This window comes from Streptomyces sp. NPDC005820, assembly GCF_040630255.1.
GTDB lineage: Bacteria > Actinomycetota > Actinomycetes > Streptomycetales > Streptomycetaceae > Streptomyces.
In genome coordinates, this window is the sequence record NZ_JBEXXE010000001.1 from 184,304 (window position 1) to 202,276 (window position 17,973).

Below are 17,973 nucleotides of genomic sequence, written 5' to 3' on the forward strand. Positions count from 1 at the left end.
TCGGGGGCATGGAGAACGTGATCCGCCCCGTGATCGTGGTCGGCGGTTCGGTCCTGCTGACCGTCCTCATCGGCTGGGCCACCGACCTACTGCTGCGCAAGGCCGACGCCCGGCACAGTGAGACACCGCTGTGGGGTCTGCTGCGGCGCGGCCGCATCCCCTACCAGCTGGTGCTGTGCGCGGCCCTGCTGAGAGGCTCGTACGACCAGGCGAAGCTGCTGGAGGACCATCGCACCGGCATCGGCCAGGCGCTCACCCTGGTGCTGATCGGCTCGGTGGCCTGGCTGGTGATCCGCATCGCGGCGGCGGTCGTGGAGACGTCGTACAGCCGCTACGCGCGCGTGCACCGCGATCCGGCCCGGGTGCGGCGGGTGCGGACCCAGGTGTCGCTGATCATGCGGGTGGTGGCGGCCGTCGTCGGGGTGGTGGCGGTGGCGGCGATGCTGCTGACGTTCCCGGCGATGCGGGCGGCGGGCGCCTCGCTGCTGGCCTCGGCCGGCATCCTCGGCATCGTCGCCGGTGTGGCCGCCCAGTCGACGCTGAGCAATATGTTCGCGGGGCTGCAGATCGCCTTCGGCGACATGGTGCGCATCGGCGACACCGTCGTCGTGGACGGCGAGTGGGGCACCGTCGAGGAGATCACGCTGACCTTCCTGACGGTGCGGACCTGGGACGAGCGCCGGATCACCATGCCGGTGTCGTACTTCACCTCGAAGCCGTTCGAGAACTGGTCGCGCGGCACACCGCAGATGACCGGCATCGTCTACTTCCACGTCGACCACACGGCGCCGGTGGACGTGATGCGCGAGAAGCTGCGGGACATCCTGCGGGAGTGCCCCGCCTGGGACGGCCGCGCCTGCGGTCTGGACGTGACGGACACCACCCCGAACACCATGCAGGTGCGGGCCCTGGTCACGGCGAAGGACGCCGACGACATCTGGAAGGTCCGGGTCACGGTCCGCGAGCAGATGGTCCGCTGGCTGGCCAAGGAGCACCCGTACGCGCTGCCGCGGGTCAACACGGCGGACGCGACGCCGCCGCCGGCCCGGCTCCCCGGCCAGTCCTCCTCGCCGGACGGGGCGGCGGCGGCCCGTCACATCTGACACGGGAGCTCAGTTGCCGCGCTCGGCGCCGCCGTTGACCTGGACGACCTGCGAGGTGATGTGCGCGGCGCCGGGCGAGGCGAGCCAGTGCAGGGTGGCGGCGACGTCGCCCGGCGTCCCGGCCCGCCCGTCGAAGGTCTCGCCGATCAGCCGCTCGCGCCGCGCGGGGTCGATGGCCTCGCCGAAGAACCCGGTGTCCTCGATGTAGCCGGGCGCGACGGTGTTGGCGGTGATCCCGCGCGGGCCCAGTTCCCGGGCGAGATCACGGGCGTACGGGTGCAGCGCGGCCTTGGCGCCGGCGTACGCCCCGCTCCCGGACCCCCGGTAGGCGGCGATGGAGCTGACGAACAGCACCCGTCCGCCGGGGGAGGCGAGCCGGTCCTTGAGCGCCTCGGTGAGCAGGGCGGCGGTGAGCGTGTTGATCCGGAAGTTCACGGTCCAGTTGTGGGCCACCCGGTCGAGCGGATCCGCACTCTCGCTCGGCGGCTCCAGATGCCCGGCGCCGCCCGCGCCGTGCACCAGCACATCGACCGTCCCGAACTCCTCCGCGACGAGCCGGGCGACCCCTCTGACCTCCTCGACCCGGCTCAGATCGGCGGCATGGACCAACGCCCCGTCGATCCCGGCCTTCTCCAGCACCTCCACCCGCCGCCCGAGCAACAGCACCCGGTCCCCGTCCCCCGCGAAGACCCGAGCCGCAGCAAGCCCGATTCCCGTACCACCACCGCTGATCACGACGTTACGTGCCATGATCAGAGCGTAGCCAGGGAAAGCCGCCGACGAGCCGGAACCACGGAAGGCCGGCCCACCCCTCAGCCGGCTGAACAGGCGGTGCGCGGGTGGGAGATCACCGAAGGCTGCGGACATCCAGCTGACGCAACACCCGGTCCACCACCTCCGGATCCGCCCCCGCCTCATTCCGCGCCGCCAGCACCTCGTGCCGGGCCGCGCTCAACAACTCCCCCTGGATCCGCCGCACCCGCTTCAGCCTCCGCACCCGCGCGTCATGCCCCTCCCGCCGCTCCTCCTCCCCCATCTCGGGACTGATCCGCACCCCGATCTCGAACGCCCGCCGCAGCATCTGCTCACTCAGCTCCTCCGGCAGCTCCTCCGCCGCCTCGATCTCCCGCAGTCTGAGCTTCGCCGCCTTCGCCGCCCGCACCGCCAGCTCCCGTTCGAACGCCTTCTCCCGCTCGGTGTCGGCCTCCACCCCGAGCCGGTTCACCAGCCACGGCAGGGTGAGCCCCTGGAGCACCAGCGTCGCCATGATGACCCCGAACGCGACGAAGACGATCTCGTCCCGATCGGGGAACGCGTCCCCCGCCTCCGTCTCCAGCGGAATCGCCAGCGCCAGCGCGACCGACGCCACCCCGCGCATCCCCGCCCACCACATGACCACGGTCTCCCGCCAGCCGAGCGGGATGTCCTCGTGGTCCCGCCGCGCGTGCAGCCGTTTCGTCAGCCAGGTCGCCGGCAGCAGCCAGGCCAGCCGTACGACGATCACCACGGCCGCGATGATCCCGGCCCAGCCGAGCATCTCGCCCCACCGCCCGGACGCCGTACGGATCGCGTTGTGCAGTTCGAGCCCGATGAGCCCGAACGCCACGCCCGTCACCAGCGTGTCGACGATGTCCCAGAAGGCGTGCCCGGCGAGCCGGGTCAGCACGTCGTCGGGGTCGGTGGCGTGCTCCGCGAGGAACAGCGCGCAGGTCAGCACGGCGAGCACACCGGAGCCGTGCAGCTCCTCGGCCAGCACATAGGCCGCGTACGGCACGAGCAGGGTGAGCCCGATCTGCAGGGTGGCGTCGCCCAGCAGGTCGAGCAGCCGGTTGGCGCCCCAGCCGAGCCCGACGCCGACGGCGATCGCGACCACGGCGGACAGCACCAGCTCCAGGGCCGCCTCGCCGGGCACGAACTCGCCGCTGACGGCGGCGGCGATCGCCACGTGGTACAGGACGATGGCCGTCACGTCGTTGAACAGTCCCTCGCCCTCCAGGATGGAGACGAGCCGGCGCGGCAGCCCGAGCTGTCCGGCGACGGCGGTCGCGGCCACCGGGTCGGGCGGCGCGACCAGGGCGCCCAGCGCGACGGCGGCGGCGACCGGCAGCCCGGGGATCACCGACTGGGCGACGGCGGCCACCGAGACCGTGGTGACGAACACCAGTGCCACGGCGAGCAGGAAGATGGGCCGTCTGTTGGCGGCGAACTGCCGCCACGAGGTGCGCCGTACGGCCGCGTAGAGCAGCGGTGGCAGCACCAGGGGCAGGATCAGGTCCGGCGGGACGTCGACGTTCGGCACGAAGTCCGCGACCGCGAGGACGATCCCGAGCAGGGTCATCAGCACCGGCGAGGGCAGCCCGAACCGGTCTCCGACCGGGACGCTGACCACGGCCCCGAGCAACAGCACGAACAGCAGGGCCAACTGATCCACGGGCGTGCTCCGGGACGGCTAGACGATCAAGGGCATCCGGACGTCCAGCGTCGCACGCGCCACCGGTCGCTAGAGAGAACGCCGCATGGACCGGTGCGGAATCCCCGCCTCCAGCTCCTCGGGGCCGTACGCCGCGTACCCCAGCCGTTCGTAGAAGCCGAGGGCCCGGGTCTGCGCGTGCAGGTCCACGGCCGTCAGCCCCCGCGCCTGTGCCGCCTCCTCGATGGCCCGCACCAGCGCGACCCCGACACCGAGTCCGCGCGCCTCCCGCGCGACGGCCAGCCGCCCGAGCGACCCGACCGCGGGATCGCCGCCGGTGCGCTCCGCGGCCGCCGCGCCGAAGAGCAGCCGCCCCGTCCCGAGCGGTATGCCGTCCGTGCGGACCGCCAGTACGTGCACCGCGCCGGCGTCGTGCTCGTCGTACTCCAGGTCCTCCGGGACGCCCTGCTCGCCGACGAAGACCTCCTTGCGCACCGCGAAGCACGCCTCGAGGTCGGCGGCGTCCTCGGCGACGCGCACCGTGTACGCGGGCGTGCCGCTCATCCGTAGGTCTCCTCGCGGACCTGGTCCAGGGCCTTCTGCAGGTCCGCCGGGTAGTCGCTGGCGAACTCCACCCACTGCCCGTCGCCGGGGTGCTCGAAGCCCAGCCGCACGGCGTGCAGCCACTGGCGGGTCAGCCGCAGCCGCTTGGCGAGCGTGGGGTCCGCGCCGTAGGTCAGGTCGCCGACGCAGGGGTGGCGGTGGGCGGACATGTGCACGCGGATCTGGTGCGTGCGGCCGGTCTCCAGCTTCACGTCCAGCAGGGAGGCCGCGCGGAAGGCCTCGATCAGGTCGTAGTGCGTGACGGAGGGCTTGCCCTCGGCGGTGACCGCCCACTTGTAGTCGTGGTGCGGATGCCGGCCGATGGGCGCGTCGATGGTGCCGCTGGTCGGGTCCGGGTGGCCCTGGACCAGCGTGTGGTAGCGCTTGTCGACCGTGCGCTCCTTGAACTGGCGCTTGAGCGAGGTGTACGCCCGCTCCGACTTGGCGACCACCATCAGACCGGAGGTGCCCACGTCGAGGCGGTGCACGATGCCCTGGCGCTCGGCGGCGCCGGAGGTGGAGATCCGGTAGCCGGCGGCGGCCAGCCCGCCGATGACGGTGGGGCCGCTCCAGCCGGGTGACGGGTGCGCGGCCACGCCCACCGGCTTGACGATCACGACGATGTCGTCGTCGTCATGCACGATCTCCATGCCCTCGACGGGCTCGGCGACGATCTGCACCGGCGCGGGCGCCTGGGGCATCTCGACCTCGAGCCAGGCCCCGCCGTGCACCCGCTCGGACTTTCCGACCACCGAGCCGTCGACCGAGACCTTCCCCGCCGCGGCGAGCTCCGCGGCCTTGGTGCGGGAGAAGCCGAACATGCGGGAGATGGCGGCGTCGACGCGCTCGCCCTCCAGACCGTCCGGCACGGGCAGGGTACGGATCTCGGGAATCGTGCTCACCCGACGAGTATGCCGGACGGCTCCGACCGCCCCGTACGGGCCTGTGGACAACCTCGGACGGGGCCCACGGACGGGGCCAGCCCGGGTCAGTCCTTGTGGACGGTCCCGTCCGGGTCCAGCCCCTTGAAGGACAGCAGCACGATCAGGATGCCGCCGCACACGATCGCCGAGTCGGCGAGGTTGAAGACGGCGAAGTGCTTCGGCGCGATGAAGTCGACGACCGCGCCCTCGAAGACACCGGGCGAGCGGAAGATCCGGTCGGTGAGGTTGCCCAGCGCGCCGCCCAGCAGCAGGCCCAGCGCGATCGCCCAGGGCAGGCTGTAGAGCTTGCGGGCGAGCCGCGCGATGACCACGATCACCGCTGTCGCGATGACGGTGAAGATGATCGTGAAGGCCTCGCCGAAACCGAAGGCCGCGCCCGCGTTGCGGATGGCCTCGAACCTCAGCCAGTCCCCGATGATCTCGATCGGCGCGTGGTGCTCCAGCCGGGCGACCACGATCATCTTGCTGACCAGGTCGATGGCGTACGCGAACGCGGCGACGGCGAAGAGCACGGCGATCCGGCGCTTGCCCCTGGGCTGCGCCTCGGTGCTCTCCTGCCCGTCCGGGAGGTCCGGGCCGGACGACTGCTCCGGCTCGGCTCCCGCCGCCTCTGGGATGTCCGGCGTACCGATGATGCGCTCCGCCTCTGCCACGTGAGTCCCTCAACCTAGGTACCTGACTGAGGACGAGGGTACGACACGCCCCCGCACCGGCACGCGATCAGTACCGGCGCTCCTGTTTCTGCTTGCACTCGACGCACAGCGTGGCCCGCGGGAAGGCCTGCATCCGCGCCTTGCCGATGGCCTTGCCGCAGTTCTCGCACAGGCCGTACGTACCGGCGTCCAGCCGTTCCAGGGCGTGCTCGGTCTGGATCAGCATCTCGCGCGCGTTGGCGGCCAGCGCCAGTTCGTGCTCGCGCGTGATGTTCTTCGTCCCGGTGTCCGCCTGGTCGTCGCCGGCACCGTCCCCCGAGTCCCGCATCAGCCCCACCAGGGCCGTCTCGGAGGAGGCGAGCTCGGCCCGCAGCCGCTCCATCTCGGACTGCAGCTCGGTGCGGGCCTCCTCGACCTCCTCTGGGGTCCAGGGGTCCTCCCCGGGGCGTACCGCGAGTTCGCCGGGTTCCACCGCGGCGAGGCGTGCCTTGGGAACGGCGTTCTTCGCCGCCGTGGCCGTGCCAGGAGTCTTCTTCGCAACCACCGTCGTGGCTCCCGTCTGCTCCGCGGCCTTGGCCGCGCCCACCTTCTTGGCCGTGCTCTTCTTTCCCGCACCCGCCGCTGCCACGCCCCCGGCGTCCGCGGCCTTGCCGCCGGCGGCTGCCTTCCTGCCGCCCGCCTTCTTCCCGCCCGCCTTCCTGACAGCCGTCCCGGAACCAGCCGCCTTCCCGGCGGCCGTCCCGGAAGCAGCCGCCTTCTTGGCGGCCGCCCTGGGAGCCGCCGTCTTCTTGGCGGCGGTCTTCCCTCCGGGGGACTTCTCCCCGGTGGTCTCCCCTGCCGCCTTCTTGGCGGCGCCCTTCACGCCACCCGCCGACCGTGCGGCCCTCGCCTGCGCCGCCGGCTCGCCGGCAGTCACCTTCGGCTTCTCGGCAGTGGTCTTCTTCGCCACCATGGCCGCGGCCCCTTCACATATGGTGATCTTGCGCGCGAATCGTGCTGGGACGATAAATCGACTTGAGAGCCGCGGCAACGGGGCACACCGCCGAAATCGCCCGCCTCGCGCACGCCACGCGGTCGGCCTGCCTGCGTTGTGCCCAGCTCCCCGGCGGGTAATCCGCCCGGCCGACCGCCCCGGAACGCGCACCCGCGTACCCCGCCGCGGGGCCACCAATCGGGTCACCCCGCACCGGTCCGCACCCCGTGCCCGGAGGCCGCGAAAACCGGTCGGCCGCTGTCCGTGCGGCGCCGTACACTGGGTGGAGCGAAAAGCGTGGATGGGGACGAGTAGCGGCGTACGCAGCCCAGAGCGACCCGGGGACGGTGGAAGCCCGGGGGCGAGCGCGACGTGAAGATCACCCCGGAGCCGCCGGAGGAAAGCCCGCGCAGGGCGAGTAGAACCGGCATCGCGACCCCAATGAGGGGGCTCACCGGAGCGCAGGGCGCACCGGAGGGCCAAGGAGGGTGGTACCGCGGGAGCGCGCCGCACACGGCGTAGGACACAAAGGCTCTCGTCCCTCCGACGGAAGGCAGTACGTCCGCCGGAGGAAGCTCGCAGATGACAACGCCGCAGTACCGACAGGTGCCCGCCCAGGTCGACCTGCCCGCCCTCGAGCACGCCGTGCTCGACTTCTGGCGCGAGCAGAAGATCTTTGCCAAGAGCCTGGAGCAGTCCGAGGGCCGCCCCGAGTGGGTGTTCTACGAGGGCCCGCCCACCGCCAACGGCATGCCGGGCGCCCACCACATCGAGGCGCGCGTCTTCAAGGACGTCTTCCCCCGCTTCCGCACCATGCGGGGCTACCACGTGGCCCGCAAGGCCGGCTGGGACTGCCACGGCCTGCCGGTGGAGCTGGCGGTGGAGAAGGAGCTCGGCTTCGCCGGCAAGAAGGACATCGAGGCGTACGGCATCGCCGAGTTCAACGCCAAGTGCCGTGAGTCCGTGCTGCGCCACACCGACGCCTTCTCCGAGCTGACGACGCGCATGGGCTACTGGGTCGACCTCGACGACGCGTACGTCACGATGGACCCCGAGTACATCGAGTCGGTCTGGTGGTCGCTGAAGGAGATCTTCGACAAGGGCCTGCTGGTCCAGGACCACCGCGTCGCCCCCTGGTGCCCCCGCTGCGGCACCGGCCTGTCCGACCACGAGCTGGCCCAGGGCTACGAGACGGTCGTCGACCCGTCCGTGTACGTCCGTTTCCCGCTCACCTCCGGTCCGCTGGCCGGCCAGGCCGCGCTCCTGGTGTGGACGACGACCCCGTGGACCCTGGTGTCCAACACGGCCGTGGCCGCGCACCCCGAGGTCGCCTACGTCGTCGCGACGAACGGCGAGGAGAACCTCGTCGTCGCCGAGCCGCTGGTGGCCAAGGCGCTCGGCGAGGGCTGGGAGACCACCGGTCAGCGCTTCACCGGCGCCGAGATGGAGCGCTGGACCTATCAACGTCCGTTCGAGCTCGTGGAGTTCCCGGCCGAGGCGCATTTCGTCGTCAATGCCGAGTACGTCACCACCGAGGACGGTACGGGCCTGGTCCACCAGTCCCCCGCCTTCGGCGAGGACGACCTCAAGGTCTGCCGCGCCTACGGCCTGCCCGTGGTCAACCCGGTCCGCCCGGACGGCACCTTCGAGGAGTCCGTCCCGATGGTCGGCGGCGTCTTCTTCAAGAAGGCGGACGAACAGCTCACCGAGGACCTCCAGCAGCGCGGCCTCCTCTTCAGGCACATCCCGTACGAGCACAGCTACCCGCACTGCTGGCGCTGCCACACCGCGCTCCTCTACTACGCGCAGCCGTCCTGGTACATCCGCACCACCGCCGTCAAGGACCGGCTCCTCCAGGAGAACGAGAAGACCAACTGGTTCCCGGACACGGTCAAGCACGGCCGCTTCGGCGACTGGCTGAACAACAACATCGACTGGGCGCTCTCCCGCAGCCGCTACTGGGGCACCCCGCTGCCGATCTGGCGCTGCGAGGACGACCACCTCACCGTCGTCGGCTCGCGCGCGGAGCTGAGCGAACTGACCGGCGCCGACCAGTCCGAGCTGGACCCGCACCGCCCGTTCATCGACGCGCTCACCTTCGCCTGCCCGCAGGAGAGCTGCGGGAAGACGGCCACGCGCGTGCCGGAGGTCATCGACGCCTGGTACGACTCGGGGTCGATGCCGTTCGCGCAGTGGGGCTACCCGTACAAGAACAAGGACCTGTTCGAGTCCCGCTACCCGGCGCAGTTCATCTCCGAGGCCATCGACCAGACCCGCGGCTGGTTCTACACGCTGATGGCGGTCGGCACCCTGGTCTTCGACAAGTCCTCGTACGAGAACGTCGTGTGCCTCGGCCACATCCTGGCCGAGGACGGCCGCAAGATGTCCAAGCACCTGGGCAACATCCTGCAGCCGATCCCGCTCATGGACCAGCACGGCGCCGACGCGGTCCGCTGGTTCATGGCGGCCGGCGGCTCCCCCTGGGCGGCCCGTCGCGTCGGCCACGGCACCATCCAGGAGGTCGTCCGCAAGACGCTCCTCACGTACTGGAACACGGTGGCCTTCCAGGCGCTGTACGCCCGTACGTCCGCCTGGGCGCCGAGCGCGGCCGACCCGGCCCCGGCCGACCGCCCGCTGCTGGACCGCTGGCTGCTCTCCGAACTCCACGCGCTCACCGACCAGGTGACCCAGGCGCTGGAGGCGTACGACACCCAGCGCGCCGGCAAGCTGCTCTCGGCGTTCGTCGACGACCTGTCCAACTGGTACGTCCGTCGCTCACGGCGCCGCTTCTGGCAGGGCGACAAGGCCGCGCTGCGCACCCTGCACGAGGTCGTGGAGACGGTCACCAAGCTGATGGCCCCGCTGACCCCGTTCATCACCGAGCGGGTCTGGCAGGACCTGGTCGTGCCCGTCACCCCGGGCGCCCCGGAGTCCGTGCACCTCTCCTCCTGGCCGGAGGCGGACCTCTCCGCGATCGACCCGGAGCTGTCGAAGCAGATGGTCCTGGTACGCCGCCTGGTGGAGCTGGGGCGCGCCACGCGCGCGGAGTCGGGCGTCAAGACCCGCCAGCCGCTGAGCCGGGCCCTGGTCGGCGCGAGCGGCTTCGACGCGCTCTCCCCCGAGCTGCACACCCAGATCACCGAGGAGCTGAACGTCGAGTCCCTGGCGTCCCTCTCCGAGGTGGGCGGGTCGCTGGTCGACACCACCGCCAAGGCGAACTTCCGGGCCCTCGGCAAGCGGTTCGGCAAGCGCGTCCAGGACGTGGCCAAGGCCGTCGCGAACGCGGACGCGGCCGCGCTGTCCCTCGCCCTGCGCGAGGGCACGGCGTCGGTGGACGTCGACGGCGAGACGATCGCTCTCGCCCCCGACGAGGTCATCATCACCGAGACCCCGCGCGAGGGCTGGTCCGTCGCCTCCGACTCCGGCGCCACCGTCGCCCTGGACCTGGAGATCACCGAGGAGCTGCGCCGCGCGGGTCTCGCCCGGGACGCGATCCGGCTGATCCAGGAGGCCCGCAAGAACAGCGGCCTCGACGTCGCCGACCGCATCGCGCTGCGCTGGACGGCCACCGACCCGGCCACCGTGGACGCGCTGTCCGGCCACTCCGCCCTGATCGCCGACGAGGTCCTGTCGACCGACTTCGCCCAGGGCGAGCCCGACGAGGCCGGCGAGGCGTACGGCACCCCGTTCACCGACGAGGGCCTGACGCTGACGTTCCGCCTGCGCAAGCTGTAAGAACGTACGAGAAGGGCCCGGTCTCCTGGAGGCCGGGCCCTTCCGTATGCACCATGTGTCGCACCGTCACCACCTGCACCATCGTCAACACGCGTAAAAAGGGCGGGACCCCGGATCGGAATCCGGGGCCCGCCCTTTGAACGCTGCCGACGCCTAAGGCGTACTACTGGCCGTCAGTTGTCGTCCTCGTCGATGAGGAAGCCGCGCATCGGCGAGGGAGCCTGGCCCATCGGGGAGGGACCCTGCGGACGAACCGGCGCCATCGGCTGAGTCATGGCCGGGGACATCTGCTGCTGCCCGCCGTAGGACGGCGCGGCGGGGCTGGGCGCGCCCATGCCCGAACCCATGCCGGACCCCATGCCGGAACCCATACCCGGAGCACCGGAGCCGTAGGACGGCGCGCCGGCGCCGGCCGGAGCCATGGAGGGCGCCGGGGACGGCGGCAGGGAAGCGGCGGCGGGGGTGCGCGGCGGCGCGAGGGAGTCGTCGGCCTGGGTCTCCAGCTGGCGCAGCTGGGACTCGAGGTACGACTTCAGACGCGTGCGGTACTCGCGCTCGAAGCCGCGCAGGTCCTCGACCTTGCGCTCCAGCGTGGCGCGGGCGGACTCCAGGGAGCCCATCGCGACGCGGTGCTTCTCCTGCGCGTCCCGCTCCAGGGCGTCGGCCTTGGCGCGGGCGTCACGCTCGAGACCCTCGGCACGCGAACGCGCCTCGCCGACGATCTTGTTCGCCTCGGAGCGGGCCTCGGCGATCGCCTGGTCGGCGGTCTGCTGGGCCAGCGAGAGGACTCGGGCGGCGCTGTCGCCACCGGGGCCCTGACCGGGGCCGCCCATCGGACCGCCCATGGGGCCGCCCATCGGGCCACCCATCTGCTGCTGCATCGGGGGCTGGCCACCCATGGGACCACCCATGGGACCACCCATGGGACCCTGACCCATGGGACCCTGGCCCATCGGACCCGGACCCATCGGGCCGGGACCCTGAGGACCACCCTGACCGCCGGGGCCGGCGGGCAGCTGCGGGGCACCGCTCGGCAGCTGGGGCGGGCCACCCATGGGGCCGCCCATCTGCTGCTGCGGCGGGCCCGATATGCCGGCGGGCACCGGAGCGCCGGGGCCTCGCATCCCCTGCGGCGGCATCCCCTGCTGGGGCATCCCCTGCTGAGGCATGCCCTGGGGCGGCATCCCCTGCTGGGGCATCCCCTGCTGAGGCATGCCCTGCTGCATACCGCCCTGCTGCATCCCACCCTGCTGAGGCATGCCGCCCTGGTCCTGCGGCTCCGGAGGCTTGCGCATGTTCTGCTGGTTCTGGGCAGCAGCGCGCGTGGCCGCCGCCAGTTTGGCGCGCAGGTCCTCGTTCTCGCGGAGCAGTCGGGTCAGTTCGGCTTCGACCTCGTCGAGGAAGGCATCGACCTCGTCCTCGTCATAGCCTTCTCGGAGGCGGACGGTCGTGAACTGCTTGTTCCGCACGTCCTCGGGGGTCAACGGCATCTCTTCACCTCAACGTAGTCGTCGGCATTCGGCAGGACCGTATCTCTCACATCGCTCACATCCCGGCCCGGGTGAGTGTGATCAGGATGTAGACGATGATCATCAATACGAAGAAGGACAGGTCGAGTGCCACGCCCCCGAGACGCAACGGCGGGATGACTCGCCGCAGAAGCTTGAGCGGTGGATCGGTGACAGTGTAGGTGGCCTCCAGAACGACCACCATCGCCTTGCCGGGTTGCCATGAGCGGGCGAACTGAAAGACGTAATCCATGACCAATCGGAAGATGAGCACGATCAGGAAGACCATCAGCACGACGTAGATCACCTGCAGAACCACGCTCATGTTCGGTGCTTCCCTCTCCCCTGTGTCCGGTCTTGCGTCTCAGCTCTGGTTGAAGAACCCGCCCTCTGCGATGCGGGCCTTGTCCTCCGCCGTGACATCGACGTTAGCAGGCGACAACAGAAACACCTTCTGCGTCACCCGCTCGATGCTGCCGTGAAGACCAAACACCAAACCGGCCGCAAAGTCGACAAGTCGCTTTGCGTCTGTGTCATCCATCTCAGTCAGATTCATGATCACCGGGGTGCCCTCGCGGAAGTGTTCCCCGATGGTACGGGCCTCGTTGTAGGTCCGGGGGTGAAGCGTGGTGATCCGGTACGGCTCTCGTTCCGACACGACCTTGGGCATGATCACCGGTGCGTTCTTCTCCAGGGACTGACGTTCTTGTGTGATGGATGCCACGGGCGCGATGCGCGCCGGGCGCCCGGATTCCGCAGCGAGCGAAGCGGATCGGGCCACCGGCTCGCGCGGAGCGGGTGGCTGCACGATTCGCACCTCTTCGTCCCTTTGGGACTGGTGCACTCCGTGTGACTGGTGGGACGGCTCGTGTCGCCGGTGGTCCCGCTCGGGTTCCGGGTCGAGCTCGGGTTCGAAGTCGTCATCGGGGTCGAATCCCCGGCCGTCGTACCCATCGTCCTCCACGAGGCCGAGGTAGACCGCCATCTTGCGCATCGCGCCGGCCATGCTCTGAGTCCTCCGCTCTGTGGTGGATCGGCTTTCGACTGCCAAGTCCCGCGATCCACGTGGCCCTTGTGCCCGCCTACCGGCGGTAATGACCATATTTTCTGCTGTGGTCCGACTTCCTGGCGACGTTACCCGAGCCTGGCGCGGACTCCGAGTACCGCAGTGCCGACGCGTACATGTGTCGCCCCGGCAGCCACGGCCTCCTCGAGGTCCGCACTCATCCCTGCGGAGACCATGTTCGCACCGGGATGGGCTCGGCGCAGGTCAGTCGACAAATCCATCAACCGCTCGAACGCGGCGCGTTGGCGTCCCGCGTACTCCCCGGTCAGAGGTGCGACGGTCATCAGTCCGGCGAGCCTCAGTCCCGGCGCGCCGGCGACCAGGCCGGCCAACTCCTCGATGCCGCCGGGCGCCACGCCGCCCCGGTCCCCCCGCCCGCTCTCACCCGCGTCCAGGGCGACCTGGATCAGGCACCCGACCTCCCGCCCGGTGCGCGCCGCCTCCTTCGACAGCGCGGTCACCAGCCGGGAACGGTCCACGGACTGCACGAAGTCCGCGTAACCGACCACGGATCGCACCTTGTTGGTCTGCAACTGGCCGACGAAGTGCCAGGAAAGCGACAGGTCCGAGCAAGTCGCGGCCTTGGGCGCGGCGTCCTGGTCCTTGTTCTCGGCGACGTGGCGCACCCCGAGGTCCGCCAGGATCCGCACGTCGTCGGCCGGGTAGGTCTTGGTGACCACGATCAGGGTCACGTCCTCCCGCGCCCGACCGGCGGCCGCGCACGCGCGGGCGATGCGCTCCTCCACCTTCGCCAGATTTACGGCGAGTTCGTCCTTGCGGTCCGTCATGCCCATCAGTCCAGCCAGACATATCCCGCGAGTCGCCCCGTGGCGCGGTCGCGGCGGTAGGAGAAGTGGTCCTGCGACTCACGGGTGCACACCGGCGACTGCTCCCGGTCGCACACCCCGAGCCGGTCGAGCTGCGCGTGCACCCCGGCGGTCACATCGACCGCCGGCGTGCCCCAGCTCGTCTCGGCGTGTGCCGCCGGCTCGACGGCGGCGACCTCGGCCCGCATCTGCTGCGGCACCTCGTAGCACCGGCCGCAGACGGCGGGTCCGGTGCGGGCGACGATCCGGGACGGGTCGGCGCCGAGTTCCACCATGGCCCGTACGGCGGCGGGGACGATCCCGGCGACCATGCCGGGCCGGCCCGCGTGGGCCGCGGCGGCGATCCCGGCGACCGGGTCGGCGAGCAGGACGGGGGTGCAGTCGGCGGTGAGGACGGCGAGGGCGAGCCCGCGCCGCGCGGTGACGATCGCGTCGACCCGCGGCACCGGCCTGTCGCCCCAGGGTCCGTCGACGACCGCCGCGTCGGCGCCGTGCACCTGGTTCATCCAGACCACGTCCGAAGGATCCAGCCCCAGGGACTTGGCGGCCAGGTCCCGGTTGGCGAGCACGGCCGCGGAGTCGTCGCCGACCGCTCCGCCGAGGTTGAGCTCCTCATACGGAGCGGCGCTCACCCCGCCCCACCGGTCGGTGAAGGCGAAGTGCGCGCCGCTCACGTGTCCGCGCTGTCCTATCACTTCAGGAAGTCCGGCACGTCCAGCTCCTCGGCCGCGCTGTCCGAGTAGGTCCGCGACGGCGGGACCGGCGGGGCGACCGGGATCTCGGCCACCGGCTCGGGGGCCGGCTCCGGCTCCTCCTTCGGCGTGACGCTGCCGAGCGAGCCGAAGGACGGGCGGCTCTCCGGCTGCCGTACCGGAGCGGGCTCCTCGCGGCGGGTGGAGGCGGTGGACGAGCCGAGGACGTTGTCCCGGCGGGCCGGGGGCTGGCCGCCGTCGAAGCCGGCCGCGATGACCGTGACCCGGACCTCGTCGCCGAGCGCGTCGTCGATGACCGCGCCGAAGATGATGTTGGCCTCGGGATGGGCGGCCTCGCTGACCAGCTGGGCGGCCTCGTTGATCTCGAACAGGCCGAGGTCGGAGCCGCCGGAGATGGAGAGCAGCACGCCCCGGGCGCCGTCGATGGAGGCCTCGAGGAGCGGCGAGGAGATCGCCATCTCGGCGGCGGCCACCGCGCGGTCGTCGCCGCGGGCCGAGCCGATGCCCATGAGCGCCGAACCGGCCTCGGACATGACCGACTTGACGTCGGCGAAGTCGAGGTTGATGAGGCCGGGGGTGGTGATGAGGTCGGTGATGCCCTGGACACCCGAGAGCAGTACCTGGTCGGCCGACTTGAAGGCGTCCAGGACCGAGACCTGGCGGTCCGAGATGGACAGCAGCCGGTCGTTGGGGATGACGATGAGGGTGTCGACCTCTTCGCGGAGTTCGGCGATGCCGTCCTCGGCCTGGTTGGCCCGGCGCCGCCCCTCGAAGGTGAACGGGCGGGTGACCACGCCGATGGTCAGGGCGCCCAGGGAGCGGGCGATGTTGGCGACGACGGGCGCGCCGCCGGTGCCGGTGCCGCCGCCTTCACCGGCCGTCACGAAGACCATGTCGGCCCCCTTGAGGACCTCCTCGATCTCCTCGCGGTGGTCCTCGGCGGCCTTGCGGCCGACGGCCGGGTTGGCGCCGGCGCCGAGTCCGCGGGTCAGTTCGCGGCCGACGTCGAGCTTGACGTCGGCGTCGCTCATCAACAGCGCCTGCGCGTCGGTGTTGATGGCGATGAACTCGACGCCCTTGAGACCGACCTCGATCATCCGGTTGATGGCATTGACACCACCGCCGCCGACACCGATGACTTTGATGACTGCGAGGTAGTTCTGCGGTGCTGCCACGTCGAAGGCCTCTCGCCTCGAGTTACGTGTCGCCGCCTCGCGTGGTCGCGCGATCCGACGACTGATGCCGAATGGGACGGTCCGTTTCGCCGACCCGAACCCTAACGCTGAAGTTTAGGGTTACCAGTGTGTCTGTTCCTTGGAGTCTTCTGAACAGGACACTAAGTCGACAAGTGGCGCCCGTTCAACGAACACGCCGAACCTCCCGTTTTTCTTTTCACCCTATGTGATCAGCCGTGTCGCTGCCCAACCAGGGTGCTGGCCTGCGCTGATGTGCGTCAACTCCCTGATGACGCAGGGGCCGTGGGAGCGCTGACATCGAAGTGCCGCGCGGCCGGGGAGGCTTTCATGAGAGCACCGAGCGTACGCGCCTTCAGGGCACCCTGGTCGGCACTTCCCCAGGCGACCGTGCGGCCGTCGGTCAGCTCCAGCGAGATGTCGTCGTAGGAACGGACCTTGAGGGAGCGGGTCGTCCGGGCGACGGCGTCCGGAATGCCGCCGACGACCTTCACCGCCTCACGCACCAGACGGCCCTCGCCGAAGCGGCGCAGGCTCGCTGCGCCGGACCCGCCCGAACTCGACCCGGAGAGGGCCAATTCGAGGAGCGGCACGTTCTTCAATGCCTGGGAAATCGTGGCGAAACGGACGCCTTTGTCGTCCACTTCCACGAAGTTCGACCCTTTTCCGACGAGCAGAACGGGCTGTCGCTCGGTCACTTTCAGGCCGATTCCATGGGGCCAGGAACGAACCACGTCAACCGTGTCGATTCGGGGCAGTCTCGTGCGCAGCCGCGCCTCGATCGCACCGATGTCGACGGAGACGAGCGGCGATCCGACCGGTACGGCGGCGGCCTCGCGCACCTGGTCGGGCGTCAGGACGTCCGTGCCGGACACCGAGACGCGCTCGACCCTCGTCCACGAGGAGCCGTACAACACCCAGACCGTGCCTCCGCCGAGGAGGAGCACGGCGAGCGCGAGGATGATCATCATACGGGCTCGGCGAGGGCCGCCCAGTCTTCGGACGAGGGGCGGGCCGGACGGCTCCTCCTGGCGCGCACCGCGCTCGACGGTGGCGGATCCGGCCACGCGCACTCCCTTTCCTGGCTCGGTCCACCTCCGGGGCGCCACACCGACGCGCCCCTTCGGTTCACTCGCCGATGCGTTGCCTATCGCTGGGCGCGACTCGCCGCGATCGCCTCGTACACCATGCCGACGAGCAGCTCGTCGGCGTCCCGGCGGCCGAACTCGCCGGCGGCGCGGGACATCTCGTACAGCCGGTGCGGATCGGCGAGCACCGGCAGGACGCTCTCGCGCACCCACTCGGGGGTGAGTTCCGCGTCGTCGACGAGGAGCCCGCCGCCGGCCTTGACCACCGGCTGGGCGTTCAGCCGCTGTTCGCCGTTGCCGATGGGCAGCGGGACGTAGGCGGCCGGGAGTCCGACGGCGGAGAGCTCGGCGACGGTCATCGCGCCCGCGCGGCAGAGCATCATGTCGGCCGCGGCGTACGCGAGGTCCATCCGGTCCAGGTACGGTACCGGGATGTAGGGGGGCATTCCCGGCATCTGCTGGACATGTGGCAGTTCGTTCTTCGGGCCGACCGCGTGCAGGATCTGGATGCCGGCCTGCTGGAGCCAGGGCGCGACCTGCTGGACGACCTCGTTGAGGCGGCGGGCGCCCTGCGAGCCGCCCGAGACGAGCAGCGTCGGCAGATTGGGGTCGAGGCCGAACATATGACGGGCCTCGGGGCGGGCCGCGGCGCGGTCCAGGGTGGCGATGGAGCGGCGCAGCGGGATGCCGATGTAGCGGGCGTCGCGCAGCTTGCTGTCGGGCGTGGAGACGGCGACGCGGGCGGCGTACCGGGAGCCGATCTTGTTGGCCAGGCCGGGGCGGGCGTTGGCCTCGTGGACCACGATCGGCACCCCGAGGCGCTTGGCGGCGAGATAGCCGGGCAGGGCCACGTACCCGCCGAAGCCGACGACGGCGTCGGCCTTGGTGCGCTCCAGGATCTGCTCGGCGGCCTTGATCGTGCCGCGCAGCCGGCCCGGGACGGTGATCAGCTCGGGGGTGGGCTTGCGCGGCAGCGGTACGGCCGGGATCAGCGCGAGCTCGTAGCCCCGCTGCGGAACGAGCGTGGTCTCCAGACCGCGCTCGGTGCCCAGGGCCGTGATCCCCACGGTGGGGTCCTGCCTGCGCAGGGCGTCCGCGAGGGCGAGCGCGGGCTCGATGTGGCCGGCGGTCCCCCCACCAGCGAGTACGACATGCAC

The 17,973-nt window shown here is 71.0% G+C and carries 16 protein-coding genes; 2 read left to right on the forward strand and 14 right to left on the reverse strand.

Features of this window, described 5'->3' with window-relative positions; genetic code table 11:
- The first annotated feature begins 8 nt into the window (after positions 1-8).
- A complete protein-coding gene (locus tag ABZ464_RS00840) occupies positions 9-1,103 on the forward strand; it encodes a mechanosensitive ion channel domain-containing protein (RefSeq protein ID WP_359268931.1) in 1,095 nt (364 codons plus the stop codon).
- A gap of 9 nt (positions 1,104-1,112) precedes the next feature.
- Here the strand turns inward: ABZ464_RS00840 and ABZ464_RS00845 are convergent, their stop codons facing one another.
- The 6 genes from ABZ464_RS00845 to ABZ464_RS00870 form a co-directional block, all read right to left on the reverse strand.
- The gene (locus ABZ464_RS00845) at positions 1,113-1,853 is read right to left on the reverse strand and encodes an SDR family oxidoreductase (protein WP_359268933.1); all 741 of its coding nucleotides are present in this window, start codon (positions 1,851-1,853) and stop codon (positions 1,113-1,115) included.
- A 97-nt stretch (positions 1,854-1,950) separates the two neighbouring features.
- Positions 1,951-3,534, reverse strand: a complete 1,584-nt coding sequence (locus tag ABZ464_RS00850) for a Na+/H+ antiporter (RefSeq protein WP_359268936.1) — start codon at positions 3,532-3,534, stop codon at positions 1,951-1,953.
- 69 nt (positions 3,535-3,603) lie between these two features.
- Positions 3,604-4,077, reverse strand: a complete 474-nt coding sequence (locus ABZ464_RS00855) for a GNAT family N-acetyltransferase (RefSeq protein ID WP_359268939.1) — start codon at positions 4,075-4,077, stop codon at positions 3,604-3,606.
- Complete coding sequence (locus ABZ464_RS00860) at positions 4,074-5,018, reverse strand: RluA family pseudouridine synthase (protein WP_359268942.1); 945 nt, start codon at positions 5,016-5,018, stop codon at positions 4,074-4,076. Before ABZ464_RS00860 ends, ABZ464_RS00855 begins: the two co-directional genes overlap by 4 nt.
- Before the next feature lie 86 nt (positions 5,019-5,104).
- On the reverse strand, positions 5,105-5,713 hold the full coding sequence (gene lspA / locus ABZ464_RS00865; protein WP_359268945.1) for a signal peptidase II: 609 nt from the start codon (positions 5,711-5,713) through the stop codon (positions 5,105-5,107).
- Positions 5,714-5,780: 67 nt separating this feature from the next.
- Positions 5,781-6,665, reverse strand: a complete 885-nt coding sequence (locus ABZ464_RS00870; RefSeq protein WP_359268948.1) for a TraR/DksA family transcriptional regulator — start codon at positions 6,663-6,665, stop codon at positions 5,781-5,783.
- A gap of 603 nt (positions 6,666-7,268) precedes the next feature.
- Here ABZ464_RS00870 and ileS point away from each other — a divergent pair.
- A complete protein-coding gene (ileS, locus tag ABZ464_RS00875; RefSeq protein WP_359268951.1) occupies positions 7,269-10,421 on the forward strand; it encodes an isoleucine--tRNA ligase in 3,153 nt (1,050 codons plus the stop codon).
- Positions 10,422-10,594: 173 nt separating this feature from the next.
- On the opposite strand, the gene ABZ464_RS00880 is transcribed toward ileS, so the two are convergent.
- From ABZ464_RS00880 to murG, 8 genes are all read right to left on the reverse strand, one after another.
- Entirely contained in the window at positions 10,595-11,911 is a 1,317-nt protein-coding gene (locus ABZ464_RS00880) for a DivIVA domain-containing protein (RefSeq protein ID WP_359268954.1), read from the reverse strand.
- Between the two features lie 55 nt (positions 11,912-11,966).
- Positions 11,967-12,254, reverse strand: a complete 288-nt coding sequence (locus tag ABZ464_RS00885) for a YggT family protein (protein WP_359268956.1) — start codon at positions 12,252-12,254, stop codon at positions 11,967-11,969.
- Between the two features lie 39 nt (positions 12,255-12,293).
- Positions 12,294-12,935: a cell division protein SepF gene (sepF, locus tag ABZ464_RS00890; RefSeq protein ID WP_359268959.1), complete on the reverse strand. Its 642-nt coding sequence runs from the start codon at positions 12,933-12,935 to the stop codon at positions 12,294-12,296.
- A 128-nt stretch (positions 12,936-13,063) separates the two neighbouring features.
- The gene (locus tag ABZ464_RS00895; protein WP_359268962.1) at positions 13,064-13,783 is read right to left on the reverse strand and encodes a YggS family pyridoxal phosphate-dependent enzyme; all 720 of its coding nucleotides are present in this window, start codon (positions 13,781-13,783) and stop codon (positions 13,064-13,066) included.
- Between the two features lie 5 nt (positions 13,784-13,788).
- Entirely contained in the window at positions 13,789-14,517 is a 729-nt protein-coding gene (gene pgeF / locus ABZ464_RS00900) for a peptidoglycan editing factor PgeF (RefSeq protein ID WP_359268965.1), read from the reverse strand.
- The gene (ftsZ, locus tag ABZ464_RS00905; RefSeq protein WP_359268968.1) at positions 14,514-15,710 is read right to left on the reverse strand and encodes a cell division protein FtsZ; all 1,197 of its coding nucleotides are present in this window, start codon (positions 15,708-15,710) and stop codon (positions 14,514-14,516) included. Before ftsZ ends, pgeF begins: the two co-directional genes overlap by 4 nt.
- A gap of 278 nt (positions 15,711-15,988) precedes the next feature.
- A complete protein-coding gene (locus ABZ464_RS00910) occupies positions 15,989-16,795 on the reverse strand; it encodes an FtsQ-type POTRA domain-containing protein (RefSeq protein WP_359268971.1) in 807 nt (268 codons plus the stop codon).
- A gap of 80 nt (positions 16,796-16,875) precedes the next feature.
- Complete coding sequence (gene murG, locus ABZ464_RS00915) at positions 16,876-17,973, reverse strand: undecaprenyldiphospho-muramoylpentapeptide beta-N-acetylglucosaminyltransferase (RefSeq protein WP_359268974.1); 1,098 nt, start codon at positions 17,971-17,973, stop codon at positions 16,876-16,878.